12 protein-coding genes are annotated in these 16,419 nt (G+C 62.2%); 4 read left to right on the top strand and 8 right to left on the bottom strand.

The window, feature by feature from the left end:
- The first annotated feature begins 165 nt into the window (after positions 1-165).
- The 3 genes from N688_RS12990 (at position 166) to N688_RS22855 (ending at position 3,945) form a co-directional block, all read left to right on the top strand.
- The gene (locus N688_RS12990; RefSeq protein WP_052889674.1) at positions 166-3,156 is read left to right on the top strand and encodes a CHAT domain-containing protein; all 2,991 of its coding nucleotides are present in this window, start codon (positions 166-168) and stop codon (positions 3,154-3,156) included.
- Positions 3,157-3,301: 145 nt separating this feature from the next.
- Positions 3,302-3,643 carry a gamma-butyrobetaine hydroxylase family protein gene (locus tag N688_RS12985; protein ID WP_052889673.1) on the top strand — a complete coding sequence of 114 codons (342 nt, stop codon included), beginning with the start codon at positions 3,302-3,304 and terminating at the stop codon, positions 3,641-3,643.
- Positions 3,644-3,789: 146 nt separating this feature from the next.
- A complete protein-coding gene (locus tag N688_RS22855) occupies positions 3,790-3,945 on the top strand; it encodes a hypothetical protein (protein ID WP_156025411.1) in 156 nt (51 codons plus the stop codon).
- 335 nt (positions 3,946-4,280) lie between these two features.
- Here the strand turns inward: N688_RS22855 and N688_RS12980 are convergent, their stop codons facing one another.
- The 5 genes from N688_RS12980 to N688_RS12960 all read right to left on the bottom strand — a co-directional run bounded on the left by N688_RS12980 (position 4,281) and on the right by N688_RS12960 (position 11,299).
- Entirely contained in the window at positions 4,281-5,192 is a 912-nt protein-coding gene (locus N688_RS12980) for an oxygenase MpaB family protein (protein ID WP_052889672.1), read from the bottom strand.
- A gap of 92 nt (positions 5,193-5,284) precedes the next feature.
- Complete coding sequence (locus tag N688_RS12975; protein ID WP_052889671.1) at positions 5,285-6,133, bottom strand: SDR family oxidoreductase; 849 nt, start codon at positions 6,131-6,133, stop codon at positions 5,285-5,287.
- Between the two features lie 160 nt (positions 6,134-6,293).
- Positions 6,294-7,007: a hypothetical protein gene (locus N688_RS12970; RefSeq protein WP_052889670.1), complete on the bottom strand. Its 714-nt coding sequence runs from the start codon at positions 7,005-7,007 to the stop codon at positions 6,294-6,296.
- 166 nt (positions 7,008-7,173) lie between these two features.
- Positions 7,174-8,259, bottom strand: a complete 1,086-nt coding sequence (gene ltaE / locus N688_RS12965; RefSeq protein WP_052889669.1) for a low-specificity L-threonine aldolase — start codon at positions 8,257-8,259, stop codon at positions 7,174-7,176.
- A gap of 289 nt (positions 8,260-8,548) precedes the next feature.
- Positions 8,549-11,299 carry a hypothetical protein gene (locus tag N688_RS12960; protein WP_052889668.1) on the bottom strand — a complete coding sequence of 917 codons (2,751 nt, stop codon included), beginning with the start codon at positions 11,297-11,299 and terminating at the stop codon, positions 8,549-8,551.
- Positions 11,300-12,055: 756 nt separating this feature from the next.
- On the opposite strand from N688_RS12960, the gene N688_RS12955 reads away from it, so the two are divergent.
- Positions 12,056-12,517, top strand: a complete 462-nt coding sequence (locus N688_RS12955) for a hypothetical protein (protein WP_052889667.1) — start codon at positions 12,056-12,058, stop codon at positions 12,515-12,517.
- A gap of 481 nt (positions 12,518-12,998) precedes the next feature.
- Here N688_RS12955 and N688_RS12950 read toward each other — a convergent pair whose 3' ends face one another.
- The 3 genes from N688_RS12950 to N688_RS12935 all read right to left on the bottom strand — a co-directional run bounded on the left by N688_RS12950 (position 12,999) and on the right by N688_RS12935 (position 15,798).
- A complete protein-coding gene (locus N688_RS12950; RefSeq protein WP_238321084.1) occupies positions 12,999-13,997 on the bottom strand; it encodes a carbohydrate kinase family protein in 999 nt (332 codons plus the stop codon).
- A 420-nt stretch (positions 13,998-14,417) separates the two neighbouring features.
- Complete coding sequence (locus N688_RS12940; RefSeq protein WP_052889664.1) at positions 14,418-14,696, bottom strand: hypothetical protein; 279 nt, start codon at positions 14,694-14,696, stop codon at positions 14,418-14,420.
- A 157-nt stretch (positions 14,697-14,853) separates the two neighbouring features.
- A complete protein-coding gene (locus N688_RS12935; protein WP_052889663.1) occupies positions 14,854-15,798 on the bottom strand; it encodes a DUF1464 family protein in 945 nt (314 codons plus the stop codon).
- Positions 15,799-16,419: the final 621 nt, after the last annotated feature.

Below are 16,419 nucleotides of genomic sequence, written 5' to 3'. Positions count from 1 at the left end.
TTTGGAATCTGGCTGAAGGAGAGGAAGAGGGGGGCGTTGGCTCGCTACTCGCCTGTTTCCTCTTTCGTCTACCTTGGGTTTCTTGTATTGCTTCCTTCTGTTGTTCCACTCGTTGTGAGCCTTGATGATTGAGATCGGCCTGGTCCAAGAATGGGACGTTCTGTAATGGCACACTGGGCACTGCTCGCTGAGCTGCTCTTGAAGGCGGATGAGAAAGAGGGCCGGCGCTTGCTGGGGGAGGAGCTTCCTTCGCTGGACCCGTCGGCCCTGGCTCGCCTGGTCATGTGGCTGAAGCGGGAGGCCGACCGACGCTGGCATGATGAGCCGCAGCTTTCATTGCGCCTGGCTGCTCATCTGTTGCTGATTGGTGAATGCACGGGGAGGCGCGACTATTGTGGGCTTGGTTTGCTAACCCGGGCCGAGGCCCTGCGGCGCCTGGAGCGCGATGAAGAGGCGCTGAGGGACTTCGATGCGGCTGGGGCCGAATTTCTGGCCTGCGACGATCAGCTCGGCTGGGCGCGCACGCGCAGCGGGCGGATTGCGGTCTGTCTCCAGCTGGGCCGTTTCCAGGAGGCGCTGCAGGACGCGGCGGCGGCACGCGCCATCTTTCTTCGGCAGGGCAATTGGTTGCGCGTTGGTCAGATGGAGGCCACTGCGGCCATCGTTCACTATGAGCTTGGTCACTATGACCAGGCCCTTGGTCTTTTTGAACGGGCCATCGAGGCCTATCGCCGCCACGGCGAGGGGGTCGAGCTCCCTCTGGCTCGCGCCTGGGCCAATAAGGCGGTGACCCTGGCTGCTCTGGGGCATCTCCGCCAGGCCCTGGCGCTGCATGAACAGGCGCGGACCGTCTTCGCTACCTATCGCGGTCAGGAACTGGCTGTCGCACGTCAGGAGCTGAATATGGCCCAGATTTATGCGGCTCAGGGCCATTTTAGCCGCGCGCTTGTCCTCTTTGAGCGCAGTCGGACGGCGTTTCTGCGGCACGGGCTGGAGCTGGCTGCCGCTGAGGTAGCCTGCGAAACCTGTTATTGCCTGCTCCGCTTGAATCGTGCTCAGGAGGCCGCTGAGCTGGCGGAGCAGGCGGCAGCTTTTTTCCGCACGGTTCCTGGTGGGCGTGGGAGCCATCACCTGGCTCTGGCTTTGATGTGGCAGGCACAGGCGGCGCTGGCAATGCAGGAACTGCGGCGCGCGGAGACGCTCTGCGCGCAGGCGCGCAGGCTCTTGGAGGCCAGCGGCCTGGAGGTACCGGCGGCCTCGCTGGCGCTCTTGCAGGCAGAACTCTTGTTTGCCAGCGGGCGGCTGGAGGAGAGCCTGGCGGCGGTGCGTCTGGCGGCAACGGCCTTCTCCAGGCAGATGGCCTTGCCCCAGTTGGCGCGTGCCCTCTTCCTGCAGGCCCAGATTGCCATGAGCCGCGGCGACGGAACATTGGCCGATTCTCTCTGCACTCAGGCCCTGAGAATGGCTGGTGAGCAGGGCTTGCTGGAGCTGGTCTATCGCTGTGAAGATTTACGCGGCCAGCTGGCGGAGCGCCGCGGGGCCCTGGATGAGGCTGCTCGGGCCTATGCGCGGGCGGTCCAGGAGATCGAGGAGATTCAGGGGCGCCTGGTCTTTGATGCGCGGGCCAGCTTTCTGGAAGATAAGCGAGCGCTCTATGAGAGAGCGGTCCGCCTGGCCTTGCTCCGTGGAGAGGGGGCCGAGGCTTTGGGCTATGTCGAGCGGGCCAAGTCGCGGGTGCTCGGCGACTATGTGCGCAATACAGTCGAGATTCGGGTCCACGTCGAGCGGGCGGGGCAACCAGAGGTAGAGGCGCTGCTGGAAGAGCTGGCGCGCCTGCGTGAGGAGCAGGCCTGGTTCAGTTCGCTGATCTATGGAACCGAGCAGGCGATTGAGCTGAGCGATACAGCTATTATGCGCCTGCGTGCGCTGGACCCAGCGCGCGCTCGTCAGGAGATGCGCCGACGCGAGCGACTGATCGAGCGTTTGCTGGAGCAGCTGGGACTGCCAGCTGTGGACAGTGCGCGGCCCTCGCGGGCGGCAGAAAAGGCCGAGGAAGGTTGGCTGGCACGCCTGGCTGGGCTGCAAGGCGCCCTGGAGCCGCGTACGGTGGTGCTCGAGTACTATCTGGCTGGGGAAGATCTCTATGTCTTTTCGCTAGCGGAGGGCCACTTGCGTTGGCGCCGTCTGCGTGGGGCCTTGTCTGAGCTGGAGCGCCTCTATGCTCTCTGGCGCCTGAACCTCGATCTGGCAGGGCAGGCGGCGGCAGGCCCTCTTGAGCAGGCGACCAGCAAGTTGGAGGAGCTACAAGAGAACTGTCTGGGCCTATTGCAAAAGCTCTATCATCTCCTGCTAGATCCGGTGCTTCCGGCCCTCTACTCTTGTGAGCGCCTGCTGGTGGTTCCCTACGGTCTGCTGCACTGCCTGCCGTTTCACTGCCTCTTCGACGGTGTGCAATTCCTGGTGGAGCGGGTGGCGGTCTCCTATCTGCCATCGCTGGGACTGCTGGAGGTCTGCCAGCGCCGCGGTTGGCGTCGGAGGATAAGCCGTCAGGCGCTGCGCCAGGCTCTGGTGCTGGGCCTCTCCGATCGCGGACGCCTGCCGTGGGCGGTGAGCGAGGCTCAGGCCGTTGCCCGTTTGTTAGGCGCTCCCTGCTATCTTGATGAAGAGGCCACCAGTGAGCGCCTGCTAGAAGATGGTCCCCTGGCTCCGCTGCTGCATATCGCGGCTCATGGTCTCTTCCGCCTTGACGCTCCCAACTTCTCGTTTATCCAGCTGGCCGACCGCCAGCTCAGCAGCATCGAGGTCTTTAATCTCGATCTGGCCTCGTGCTCGCTGGTGACTTTGAGCGCCTGTGAGACGGGGCGGGTGGCTTTGGGGGGTGTGGACGAGGTCATGGGCCTGGGACGTGGCTTTCTCTATGCGGGGGCAGCTTCGCTGCTACCGACGCTGTGGAAGGTGGATGATGCCAGTAGTGCCGGGCTGATGACTCGCTTTTATCAGGGACTGCTGGCCGGTCGCTCCAAAGATATGGCCCTGGCTGAGGCTCAGCGCGCCTTTCTGGCCCGAGCCCGCTCGTCGACACCTTCTTGTTATGCGCATCCCTATTTTTGGGCAGCTTATCAGCTGATCGGTGACCCGGGCCCTCTGCTCCGCTGACCTGGCCGGAGCCGGAGGATGGCTGTAGGATATAATTGGGCTGGATGGAGCGCGCACGAGGAGCGTGTGGCAGTGAGCGGAATGGGCCGCCGCTCCGTCGTGGCTAGCCCTCCTGGCGAACGTCTTTTCGGCAAGGAGCGGATCGATGCAAGAAGATCACGATGTTTTCCCCACTTCTTTTCTGCTGGATGACCAGCAGCGGCGCCTGATCTTGAGCTGGAGCGATGGACATGAGAGCGTCCACTCCTGGGAAAAGCTGCGCCGCGCTTGCCCCTGTGCCTTCTGCGCTGGAGAAGGCGAGTCCCCGGGCATGTTACAGCGCCGTCAACAGCTGAGTAGAGAAGAGACGACCCTGGTCAACCTGGAGCCAGTGGGGCGCTATGGCCTGGCTCCTGTCTGGGAAGATGGCCATCGGACGGGCATCTTTACCTTTGAAAAGCTGCGTCTGCTTTGTGAATGCCCGCAGTGTCGTGCCAGCAGCAGGTAGGACAAGAACAATCCAGAAGTCCTGTCCCCCTTAACAAAGACGGGTGCTCTGCGCCATAGTAGTAAATGTAGTACATCTAGACAATGGCAGACATGCATATCTCGCTGCAGAAGAGTGAGCGCTGTCTTTGTGAAAGGAGGTTCTTCATGAGCGGAGGAAGCTCACCTGTGCACGAGAGCGCCTCAGCGCGCCGCCATCCGGGGCGCCTGCTCTCTGGGTGGACGCTTCGCCTGCTGGTCGCCTTTGTGATAAGCTGGCTGCTGCTGCTGGCGTTCTTTGCAAGTGGAGCTGTCTCGCACTAGCATCGCATAGAGGTTTGGCCGCGCAGGTTACCTCTTGGTTGGCCCGGTGGCTGGTGGTCGCCTGCGCTTCTGGCTCCTGCTATGATCTCTGCGCCCGGCTGGCAGCCAGCGGGATCTGGCCGGTCAGGAAGCTGGACATTCCCGGCTCGGGCAGATCGCCGCTTGCTGCTCGCAGTACTGTTTGCCGCCTGACCTGTGTTCCTCGTGTTGAGTTGAGCCTCCGCTGTTGCTCCTCACCCCAGGGAGCTGCTCCTCTGCGCAACCTCTCGTTGTTGTCCCCGCCCTGTCCGGCATCCCGTAGGTGGGCCACAGCGTCTGCCTGTCCAGTCTTGATCTCAGGCCGATGCGCGTGCCTCGCGTACTGTGCGGGCGTAGGCTTGCAGACGGGCTGATGAGAGGCGGCGCTCGATGATATGCCGTGTCACTGGCAGGGTGCGCAGCCGAAGCGGCAGGTGCGGGAGCGTGCTGTGCAATCCCTGCATGACCAGATCAAAGGCTTGCTGATGTCTGGGTCCCCAGGGATAGCCATAGAGGGCGCGCACCGGGGCCGGCAACAGACCGCAGGTGATCAGGAAATGGAGGTGCAGCACCGGGCGAAAGACGCTGGGCAGCGGAGGGAACAGCAGAGTAGAGGCCAACCGGCGTGCCTGGGGTGTGGCTGCCAGCTGATCGCTCTGGACCATCTCCTCGACGTAGCGCTGCAGCTCGGCTAACGTCGCTGGCATAGAGCCGGGCTGTAGTCCGAGCAAGCGCGCCTGCGCTTTACTTTCCTGATAGTAGCGCTCCTGCTCGTCGGTGGTCAGTGGCCCGATCAGACTGGTATAGAGCAGCAGCGCCGTATCTACCAGGGTAGCGTGGACCCAGAGGAGCAGCTCCTGATCGCGGGCACGGTAGGGGGTGCCGCGGCGATAGGCGCCGGCGTCCTGGGGGAGGTGGCCGAAGACGCCGGCGTGCAGCCGGTTAATAGTGCGGGCAGCCTCGTGGGCCTCGGGTCGATCTCCGAAGACAAGGATCTGGCCGAGCATGAACGTATGCAGGGTGCGCGCTGCCGGGTCGGTAAGATAGCTGCTATGGGTATAGACCCCCTCGGCCACCAGCGGGTGAGCGATCTGCAGCAGAACGGCGCGCGCGCCGCCCAGCATAATAGCGGCCTCGCGGGCAATTTTCCAGGTGACGCTCTCGGGGCCGTAGTAACCATAAAGGCCAGCCTCTGCTCGTCCTGACTCGACTTGTCTGGCCTCTCTCATGCGCGTTCTCCTCGTTGGATTCTCGTCTCGGCCCTGCCTCAAGCTCTCTTCTCTTGTCCTTCTTGCTCCCGGACGATGCTGTTGAGCTATCTCTAGGCTGGCTCCTGATGGGAGCCTTGGAGCTGGGTCAGGCGCTGCTGGAAGGCCCGTCCCATCAGCTCCTCGGCCTTCTCAGGATCTTGCTGCATGACTTGCAGAATAAGAGCCGTGTCGCGATCCGGCGCCAGTGTCAGATCGTGCTGGTCCTGCAGGGCCGCCTGGAGCATTTCCCTGGCAACCTGCTCGGGTGTGAGCAGGGCCTGAATATTGAGGAGCTGCGAATCGGCCTCGGCCTGCTGCACCATTGGCGTATCCACCCAGGAGGGGTAGACTGTCGTGATGCCAATACCGCTGCCATAGAGTTCTGCCCGCAGTGCGGCGGCAAAGCCGCGCACGGCCCATTTGCTTGCGCAGTAGCCACTGAGGGCGGGTACTGGCAGCTTGCCGGCGACCGATGAAAGGAAGATGAAGTGACCCCGGCCCTGGCGGCGCATCGCAGGTAAAGCAGCCTTGACGCAGTGGAAGGTCCCCATGAAGTTGATAGCCAGCAGGGCCTCCATATCGCGGGCGGCAAAGCTATCGATTGGCCCGCCGCGTCCGATCCCGGCGCTAGTCACCACCAGGTCGAGATGGCCACCATCCAGCGTCTCGGCCTGGCGCATCAGCGCTTCAACCTGGGCTTCGACAGTGACGTCGGTAACGACGGCCAGGACCTTTCCGCGCTCCTGGCCGCTGCCCTCCTGTCGGAGGCGCTGGGTGGCCTCCTGCAAGCTGCTTGCATTGATGTCGGCAAGCACGACGTGTGCGCCTCGCTCGTGGAGGGCGCGGGCCGTTGCCAGGCCGATGCCACTGGCCGCCCCTGTAACGACGGCCACGGCGTTCGCTATCGCAGTCAGTGTCATTGCTCGCAGCTCCTCTCGCTTCGCTCTACTCTCCTCTTGTCGCGAGCCTTGCGCTGCTGCTCTCTGTGGCAGAACAAGGCTCCTGTGCGGATTCTACCGCGTCCACGAAGGAGCTGCAAGGGCGGTTAAGCTCAGGAGGAGCCTGCCTGCAGTTTGCGACTTAGCGTGACTGTGGTGGCAGGACCTGGGGAGTTTGGGGGCTCTCCTCGGGATAGGAGACCAGCGGCTGGGTGTAGCGTCTCACGGAGGAAGCCTTTTCCGCGGGCGAGGGCGTGGAAGTGTCTGGCGCTGGCGATTGACCCGTGGCAGTCTGGGCCGTGTAGCCCTGATGGTAGGGCGTGTACGGAGGCTCGTCAACTCCGCTCGTGGGTGCCTCTGGGGCTGGAGCGGATGGCGCTGACGAAGGGTTGCCAAAGGGCGGGGAGGCCGGCAGTGGACCTGGTGTCCCAAACAGGCCCGTTAGACTAGGCCCCAGGCTACTGATCAGGATGGAGAGGAGCAAGGCCAGCAGCAGCCAGCTCCAGGAGTCACTCACTATCAGCAAAGCGATGGCCAACAGCCAAACAAAGCTGTTCAGGCCAGCGATCAAGCGTCCTCGGGCCAGCGACTGAAAAAGGCTGCTTATGGCCAGGCCGGCGAAGAAAAGGGGGAACAGCAGGCCCCAGCGGCCACTGAAAAGCGCATAGGCGGCTCCGGCGCAAGTGATGAGCATCACCACTGTGCCCAGGCCGGCCAATGGTCCGGCATAGAAGCGCTGCTGCCAGCGATAGGCGCGAGCCTGCTGACGCATCTGTTGTCGATAGAGCCGGGCTTGCAGGCGAGCCTGCCGGCGAGCGGCTTTCATCTGCTGTCGCCAGTCTGGAGAATTGCCCATTATAACCCTCCTCCTCTCTTCGCTAGCTCTCCCTTGTCCCCATGCTATGGTTGGGGCCTCAAAGGAAAGAGTACTCTTCCCTGTGATCTGATAGACGCAAGAACAAGGCTCTGCTCCAATGCTGCAATCTCCCTCCCTGCGCCAGCTAAGAGGAGAACGCGGCCCCTTAAGAGGCGCCTCCCGGGCGTGTTCGTGGCAGCATCTCCTCTAGAGTGCGCTTGATTGCCGCCAGCGCCAGCTCGATGTGGGGGCGCTCGATGCCATAGTGGGTCACGGCGCGCAGCAGGCCGTCATCCATACTACTCAGCAGCACGCCCTCGTTCTTGAGGCGGGCTCGAAACTCGGCGCAGCGCTCCTCGGGGAGAGCGCGCTCACCATCATGCAGGCGGAAGATCACCATATTGGTCTGCACGCACTGAGCAGCCAGCCTTATCTGGGGTAACTCGGCCAGACCCTCGGCCAGCAGACGGGCATGCGCATGGTCCTCCGCCAGGCGCTCCACCATCTGCTCCAGGGCCACAATGCCAGCCGCCGCCAGCACTCCGGCCTGACGCAGTCCCCCGCCAAGTACCTTACGTACCCAGCGCGCCCGGCTAATAAAGTCGCGACTGCCGACCAGCAGCGAACCAACGGGAGCGCTCAGCCCCTTCGAGAGACAAAACGTGACCGAGTCAGCTTCGGCAACAAGCTGACTGACAGGCAGGCCCAGAGCCACCGCTGCATTAAAGATCCGCGCCCCATCGACATGCACTTTCACTCCCCGAGCATGAGCCAGGCGACAGAGGGTTGTCATCTGCTCCAGCGAGAGCGCGCAACCGCCGCAGCGATTGTGCGTATTCTCCAGGCACAGCAGAAGAGTCGGTGGCGTATGCTCATCGCTATCGTCAGTAATGGCCGCCGCCAGCTGTTCCTGATCGAAGCCTCCATCCGGCTGGTTTGATACCACCCAGAAGTGGATACCGCCCAGACGGGCCGCACCTCCACCCTCATAGCGGTACATATGGGCCTGATTGCCCACGATCGCTGCCCCACCGCGTGGCACATGTGTCAGCAGTGCTGTCGTATTTCCCATCGTCCCGCTGGTCACGAAGAGCGCCGCCTCCTTCCCCAGGCGCTCCGCTGCCAGCTCCTGCAAGCGATTCACCGTTGGATCTTCGCCGTAGACATCATCGCCCACCTCAGCGCGATACATAGCCTCCCGCATCGCCGGAGTCGGCTGTGTCACCGTATCGCTGCGCAGGTCGATCAGCATCGTACCTTGTCCTCTCCTTTCTGCTCTGCTCTCCTGCTCTCACTGGCCCCAGTCGAGGCTATGCTGGAAGACGCTGTTTCAGTATATCACACTATATCACACAGGCCGTCCCGCAGGAGGGCGAGGGGAGAGGGAGCAGCCGCGAGGGATCTGCCAGCGCTCGCTGGCATCAGGCTCCATGCGGACCGGGACCGGAACCGGACTGTGCCGATCGGCATGGAGCCTGCAGTAAAGATAATGCAGAGAAAGTGCCAGCTCTCTGAGCTGGCGGGCTATAGATAGTGATAGATCAATGTAGTGCCCCAAAGAGACGGATCATCGCAAAGGTAGAGGAGCCGGTGGTCGAGTCCTGGCGGACCTGCAACATCACCAGGGCCTTATCACCTGGGTTCCCGAGCGAATCGAAGCTAATGCGTCCGCTGGCGCCCTGGAAGGCCGGCAGAGGACCATTTCCCAGGGCATCGAGCATGGAGCGCACATTAGCGCCATTGAGCGGGCCCTTGACATAGGAGGCCGCGCGAGCGATCACGCGCACAGCGTCATAGGTCATGATCGCTTTCTGATCAGGGGGTGGTGCGTTATTGGCGCTCTCCTTCTGGTTCTGGAAAATGCCGGCCCAGTCGGTAAAGAGCGTTGGCTGTTCCAGGGATGGCACATTATTCCACTCGCTTGGATCAGCATAGGCCAGAACGTAAATGCGCTGCATATCTTCGGGGAAAGAGCGCGCCAGGAAAGCGTCCTCGCTATCTCCCTCACCCAGGAGCAGGCGAGTAGCAGCCGAGGGACCGACCAGCACCTTCAAATTGGCCAGGGCTGTATTGGCTGGCTGAGCGCGTGACAGTAGGCCAATCTCATGGGCCAGGCGCACTGCATCGACATCGGTACCGGCCAGAAAGATCACGTCGGCCTGGTGAGCCAGCGCATCGGCGATGGCCGTACTGTAGCTCTCCACCGGCGTCGTCTGCGTCACGAAGTTATCGCTCGCGCTTTCGACCACATGGCCAGCCAGCATCTGAACGCGAGCTACAAAGGCATTGGCCAGCGCCACACTGGCGGCATTCGTTGGCGAGCGCATCACCAGGATCGCATTGGCGTGCAACTGCTGCAGAGCGAACTCAGCGAGGGCATCGCCCTGGACATTGTAGGGCGGACTGATGCGGAAGAAATAGGGATTGCCCACCAGATTCACATCGGGCGCCAGTTGCGATACCAGTGGCACATGGGCCGAAGCGATCAGATCGCGCACGGCCTGGGTCTGGCTGCCGGAAGGCCAACCAACCACACCGATGATATGGTCCAGATTATCTGCCCGTATCACGCGGTTGACGATATCGTGGGCCACTTCGGTCACACTGGCCTGATCGGGAGGTGAGCCAGCGATCAAGATACGCAACTGGTAATTATGAGGGAGCCAGGCGAACTCATTGATCTCATACTGAGCCACATAGGCGGCCTGGAGCATCGAGCGCGTGGCTGCCAGGGACTGAGGATCATTAGCGTTGAAGCTCAGGCCCACCACGATCGTCACGAACGGCTGGCCATTCTGCTCGATCAGCAGGTTCTGACTGTAGATGAGCGCCTCGGCGTCGGTGGGATCGAGCGCGATGGCGGAGCTGAGGGCACTGGCAGCGGTATCCAGATCGCCCGTCTGTAGAGCGCGAGCGGCGGCCTGCTTCTGAGCGACATCCTTGCGCCCGGCGTAGGAGTCCAGCACAAAGCGTCCGTCGCTGACAGCGATGCCACGTGTTTGCCAGCTCTGCTGTTCATGGTTCAGCTCCTGCTGCCAGGCGGCGGCGGCCTGACGAGCCTGCTGGGCCGTAGCGGTCTGCTGAGCCAGCGCAGTAGCGGTGGCCGCGGGATCGGGGGTCCCCGTTGAGAGTGGAGCGCGCTGGGCGGCCACGATAATGCCCCCCACCAATAAAGCAAAGACCAGGAGCATGACTGCAGCAAAAGCCAAAGTAGAGCGGCGCGTACCGGAGCGAGGTCGAGCCTGGGCGCGGCCAGGCGGCAGCGTTCCTGTTGAAGGCGTGGGGCGGGCCTCTTCACTGCCCCGCCGCGACGAAGCAGCGGCAATTGCCGCCAGCTCCTGGAGCATCTGAGCCGGGCGCAGATAGCGCTGAGCGGCGGCCACGCGCAGACCACGTGTCAGAATAGCCTCCATGCGAGCTGAAACCTGGGGGTTCAGCCGACGGATGGGCGGATAGAAAAAGGCCATATGCTGGCGCGGATCGTAGGTCGTCAGGGCATAGTAGAGAGTAGCGGCAATCGCATACAAGTCGGTGCGTGTATCGGTGACGCCGTGAAACTGCTCGGGGGCGAAAAAGCCAGCAATGGCCTTGCCCTGCATCTCCGGGGGGAGTCGGGGAGGAAAGAGCGGCATCAGAATCAGCGAGACCTGATGACCATCCGGGCTGATGATCACTGTCTCCGGGCTGATGGCGCCGTGGGCCAGCGGCGGCTCCTGCGAGGCCAGAACCTGCACCATCTCGCACAGCTGTCGCCCGTACTCAGCGACCAGACGTTCAGGTAAAGGCTCCCCCTGCTGCTCGACAAGCTGAGCCAGGCTCTGCCCCTCGGGATACTGCAGCACAATGTAGTAGCAGCCGCGCTCGCTGAACATGTCAATCAAGTGAGGAAAGCCCCGGTGCTGGCCCAGTTCAGCCAGCCGCTGCGCGGTCAGGCGTAGCTCTTGCTCCAGCTGGGCTGCCTTCTCGGCAGTGGGGACCACCTCACGAATCAGTACCAGCCGGCTCACCGACTGCGCATCTCTGGCCAGCCACGCCTTCCCCTGATCATATTGGCTACGCGGGAGAGGCAGCTCCTCAATGATGCGATAACGCCCCTCGCGCAGAACATCGCCGCGCAGCACCGGGCGCGTGGCAATCAGGCTAAGCGGCCTCGACACCGTGGTGACCAGCTCGCGGCTTTCCTGTCCGAAAGATAGCGGGCGACTCCCTCTGGCGGGCAGGCGGCCATAGCCACAGCGTGGACACCCCCCATTCAGTGGTTCCCCTTCAAAGTGGCATTGAGGACAGCGCATAGGTCTTCCTTCCAGCTAAGGTCTGTTGACATGCACACAGCTCTTCCTTTGTGTGTGCTCGGGAATAGACGGCGTTGCATACATAAGACAAACGGGCGGAGCTGGCACCCTTTTCTTCGCTCGCTTCTCTCTGGCTTGCCCATATCTGAGCAGACATCTCGTTTCCCTCATGCCGCAGGTAGACGGAGAGGCCACATGAGAGGTCCAACCGCTGCAGACGCTGCGCCTGGACCCTGCTGTCTCACTCGACTGCCAGGCAGGCAAGCAGAACGAGGCTAAAAGCCTCAGTGGCCTTGCCTGCCCCTTAAGCGGGACTGGCCGCTTGTCTTATGTATGCCTGGTCTGGCTACTCTTCTGCTCTTGTCTGTCTGGCTCTGTCTCCAGAGAATATCGCGCTCGGGCTTATCCTGTCAAAATGGTAACCCCAAGGCCCTACCTTCTTCATGGGATAGGAGAAAATGGCCATCGACTTGCTGGTTGAAACAAGGGAGCGGTTTATGGTACCATTCTCTCTGGCAGAGAAAGGACTCTCCCCTTCTTGTGCCTGCCAGGGGATCGCGTCAGAGCGTTCCCGGCGGGGACCACGTCAGAGCAAGCGTGGAAGGATGCCGCCAGGCATGCCGCTCGCTCGGCTCGGCTCAGGCCATCGATCGAGCACGACACGCGAGGGAACCAGGGGTGCCGTTTCTGGCGTGGTTATAGTGGATATAGAGGTTGTTCCTCCAGGGGTTGTTGAGTTTAGTCTAAGGAGCTGTCATGAGTGAGCTGATTCTCTCTGCTATGCTCCCCCGGCGGCAGGGACCCGTCGTAGAGCTGAGCGCCGAAGAGCGCGCTACCCTAACCACCATTCTCGATCTCCTCATCCCAGCAGACGGTGATTTTCCCCCGCCCTCCAGTCTCCATCTGATTGACGAGTTCCTGTGCTACCTCCGCGCCGAGGCGTTCCGTTACCCATCGCTCTCCCTGAGTCTGCCCCGTTTACGCGCTGTGTTGCGCGACCTCAATCTCGCCGCCGACGGCAACTTCTGCAAAGCCAGCTCTGAGCTTCAGCAAACGATCCTCTGGCAGCTGGAGCAACGTGATCCGGCCTTTTTCCAGGCTCTATGGACCCTGGCCAACCACAGCTATTATGCTCGTCTCGCTATGCGCGGCCGTGCTACCGCCCCGGCCTCTCTCTCAGCCCCTCCTTCGGCGCCGGCGCCGGCAGCAGAGCGCTGAGCAAGATATGCCTGGGCCATCGAGCTGGCCTCTTGTCTCTTGTTCGCCAGCCTGACGACCCTGCTTCCCACCCACCATTGTCATTCTCCTGCAGTGCAGGCCGAATGCGAACAGAGCGATGAGCGTAGCTAGTGTGGCCAGTACACTCAAGAAAAGAATGCTTCGAACGTCGGTGGCGGGCCCGGCAGAGGACCTGTCTGCTCATGATATGGTTCCTCTCTGCGCTGGCGCAAGAACCAGCAGGACAGCTTCAGCACGGGCCACGCCGCTCTATCACTGCCCCATTCCCCTGCCAGATCAGGGAGCTCTCGCTGCTGTCGTGTCCGGTCGGAGCGGACCAGACCAGGACTGTGCCTCTCCCTGAAGCACCATGACGACCCACGCCTGCCTTGTTAGCTAATGCCTCCGAAACCTCCTGCTCTCTTCTACCATCGCTGTGACGCTTTCCTCTCCAGTCCAGTGAGGACGGCCAAGGTTTGCCTCATGGGGCGCTCTCTCGCAGCAGGCGTTCCAGCTCAGCGGCGCCGGGAACAGCGGCACTCCCTGTCAAAGCGGTCGTCGCCAGGCTCCCGCAGATAGTGCCACACCGCAGAGCTGTGGGGAGCGCGTAGCCCTGGAGCAGCGCATAAATAAAACCGGCATCAAAAGCATCGCCTGCCCCGGTCGGATCAAGCACCTCACTCACTGGCCAGGCCGGGCAGTGCCAAAGTTGCTCGCCCTGGCAGGCGAGCGCGCCCTCCGCTCCCAGCTTGACCACCACCAATGGGGCCACATGGGCCAACTGGCGGGCTGCTGTCTCAGGATCATGCGCCCCAGTCAAAGCCTCCGCTTCCAGGCGGTTAGGGAGAAAGGCGGAGCACCGGCGGAGCACCTCCGGTAGGCGCGGGTCGCCCAGCAGCCTGGGATGCCAGCCAGTGTCAAGAAAGACCTTGATCCCTTGTTCTGCAAACAGTTCCAGAGCAGGACCCAGGGCCGGATGCAGATAGAGAAAGACAGCTTGCCAGCGGTAGTGCTGAAGCAGAGCGCGCAGCTCGGCAAGCGAGAACGGGGGCAGCAACTCTGCCTCCAGCTCTTGCCTCTCTGGATGAGAGGCAGCTGCTGGGCTGGCAGCGCGCTCAACATAGGAAACAAAACCACGCTCATCGTTGTGAACCAGCGCCACGCTCAGCGCGGCAATCGGCTGCGTGCGCTGCCGTATCAGCTCACTGTGGATGCCGGCCCGTCTGATCTCTTCGAGCAGGTAGCGGCTCAAGCAATCGTTCCCCAGCTCGCCGAGCAGGGCCACCCGCAAACCAAGGCGGCTCAGCGCTGCTGCCGTGTTAAAGACCGCTCCTGCGCCGATCGCGAAGTGCGTCGCATAGACCTCTTTTCCGGGGACCGGCCAGTGAGGAAGGCCACTGAAGATGAGGTCCACGCAAGGGTTACCGATTACTAACACATCGAAGTCAGTACGTTCCACAGCCAGATACACCCATGACACACCCGTCATGTGCTCGTTACCCGTCCGTTCCCGGCCTGTACCGCCAGCTCAGGCCAGGCGGCTGGTCCGGTCCGTGGGGTGGGCGCCGCACAGACGAGCGAACCGCAGTATAAGGGCCGCCAGCGGAAAAGCAGCTCAGCCTTCTGATCGTATGCTAGGGCAGGGGTGGGGCGCTGTCAAGAGGAGAGGAGACGAGCTACAGCGGAGAAGGAGGAGGAGAACCGGGCAGCTCGACAGCAAGCGAAGAGAGGCGCCAGAGCCTGGGCCTGCCCGGCGAGGATTGCCCTTGAGAGCGAGCGCAAAGAATGCGCCATACCCTTCCTGTGCCAGAGTTGACCAGGCCCAACCACAGGCTGGACCGGCTGAGCAAAGCCGGCTGGCTGATCGCGTCGCTCAGGTGACGCCGTGAGAGAAGCCATATCAGGGAGGAGGAGGGTGAGGGGGTGGCTCCTCTTCTCCCTCCTGGTCCGTTGTCAGGTTGCCCGGCATGCGTCCATGCTTGACCATGAAGCCATGAGGGTAGGGACGGAGATCGATCAGGTTCGCCTTTTGGCCGTGGCGTGCCAATAGCTCTCGGCACAGCTTTTCAGCCTCGGCGCGCGAAGAAGCATAGACGGGCTCCAAATGATGATACTGGCTATCACCAAGTGTGTATTCCACTATCCAGAGAATCTTCTGCGGCGTTGACTGGTCAGTCATAGCAGCGTGCCACCCTTTCGGCAGAAGTTGTGCAGATTGACCACCCCAAGGTCCCGCACCTGGGCGGACAGCTGGCCGTTGTTCTTCCAGGCTGCCTCTAATATGACGAATGCCGCTCGGGAGGATCAAATAATAGCCTCGATTTTTTACTGAACTACTAAAAAACGGGGACGGATCTCCAAAGTTGGAGATGCTGCACAACTTCTGCTGCCAGGCTGCGGGGATGTTGGAGGCCGGCGGCAATCAACGCGGCCCCTAGAGCGGCCTCGAAGCCGTGGGGTTCGTGAGGAGCGTAGGGGAAATAATAGAGCTGATAGACCTCACTGAGGCGGGTAGCCAGGGTCTCGCTGCGCCGGCCACTGATCACCACCTCATCCAGGTGGTGGATCGCCAGCAGGCCGGCCAGATCGCGCAGCAGCCCTTCCCAATAGGCCTGCTCGAAGGTACCTTCCGTGGGTGCTGTAGCCGGAGGCAAAGGCAGCGCCAGATCGCGCGATGTCCCGTGGACCCCATTGGTCAAATAGCCATCCTCGACCACCACTATCTGCCAAGAAGTGCTACGCGCCTCCAGAGCCAGAAAGCGCATCTCTGGCCAGCTTGCCTCGCGCTGGCGCAGGCGATACAGCAGCGTCACCGCGCGACAGACCGCGGCTGGGCTGCCAGGGAGGCGCTCCAAGAGCAGACGATACGCCGGAACCGTGGGCAGGTGCGCCAGGCTGGGCAACACATAGCTATGGAGATTCAGGCTACGCAGCGTCTCCACGAAGCCTGTCAAGGCCAGCGGAGCGCCTTCCTGCGTCTGTGGCAGAGCATCGCCTGCTGCGCTGACTGTCGGAGCGCTTGGGGAGAAGACTGGCTCATCATAGCCGGTCGTCAAAGCATCAACCTGCTCAGACACCAGGCGATCGAGTCGTTCAAGAGGCAGGCCATTGCCAGCTGCCAGTGTAATGACCGGTTCCGGGAAGAGGGCGCAGAGGCGAGTCAGGCCAGCCAGCAGCTCAGCGGGCGACGCGAAGCAGTGATATTCCGGCGGCTGGGCCTCATCTAACAAACAGAGCTTCCAGCTTCTACGACCGTAGTCAATACCAATGCTCAGGCTCATCGTCTCTACTCCCATGCCCCCATTCCGCCAGAGAGCAGCGCACGGACAGGCGTACTCCTCTCTTCGTCCGCGCTCGCCTCTCTTCTCCACCGCCCACGGCGCAGTTTTGGTCTTTGCCTGAAATTATAACATGTCGCTACGTTCTCGTGCATCCTTTGTGGGCCGTCCTTCTCTGAAGCTGACGGCAGAGGGCGGGACCCAGCGTGCCGCAATCCCTCAGAAGAGACAGCACCAGAGCAAGGCAGGAAGCGGCTCCCGAGAGCAGCGAGAGTTTTCGAGCGCGCTCTTCAGCCCCTTGACAGATATTCTTAGTGATGGGACAATAGAAGCATAAGATACCAGCAGACGAGCACCATGAACGTGAAGCCGGCAGACCGCCGGCGTCAGGGCCTTGGCTTAGCTAACGGGCGGCCCCGGGCCACCGCAGCCGTCTCATCTCCAGGCCCCTGCGCACACACCAGTCAGCAGTAGGAGACTGAGGCCAGGGTCTAAGGTGGATGTATGCCGCCTGAGCACAGACAGGCCCAGCCAGCGCTCGCGCCCACGCGTCGTTCGGCGCGCGGCTCCACAGAGGCTGGTCGCCGCCAAGCAGCTCTTTCTTCCTCTGCTTGCTCGCCTTCC

Source organism: Thermogemmatispora carboxidivorans (assembly GCF_000702505.1).
In the GTDB taxonomy this organism is placed as follows: Bacteria; Chloroflexota; Ktedonobacteria; order Ktedonobacterales; family Ktedonobacteraceae; genus Thermogemmatispora; species Thermogemmatispora carboxidivorans.
This window is presented reverse-complemented; position numbering and strand designations above follow the sequence as displayed.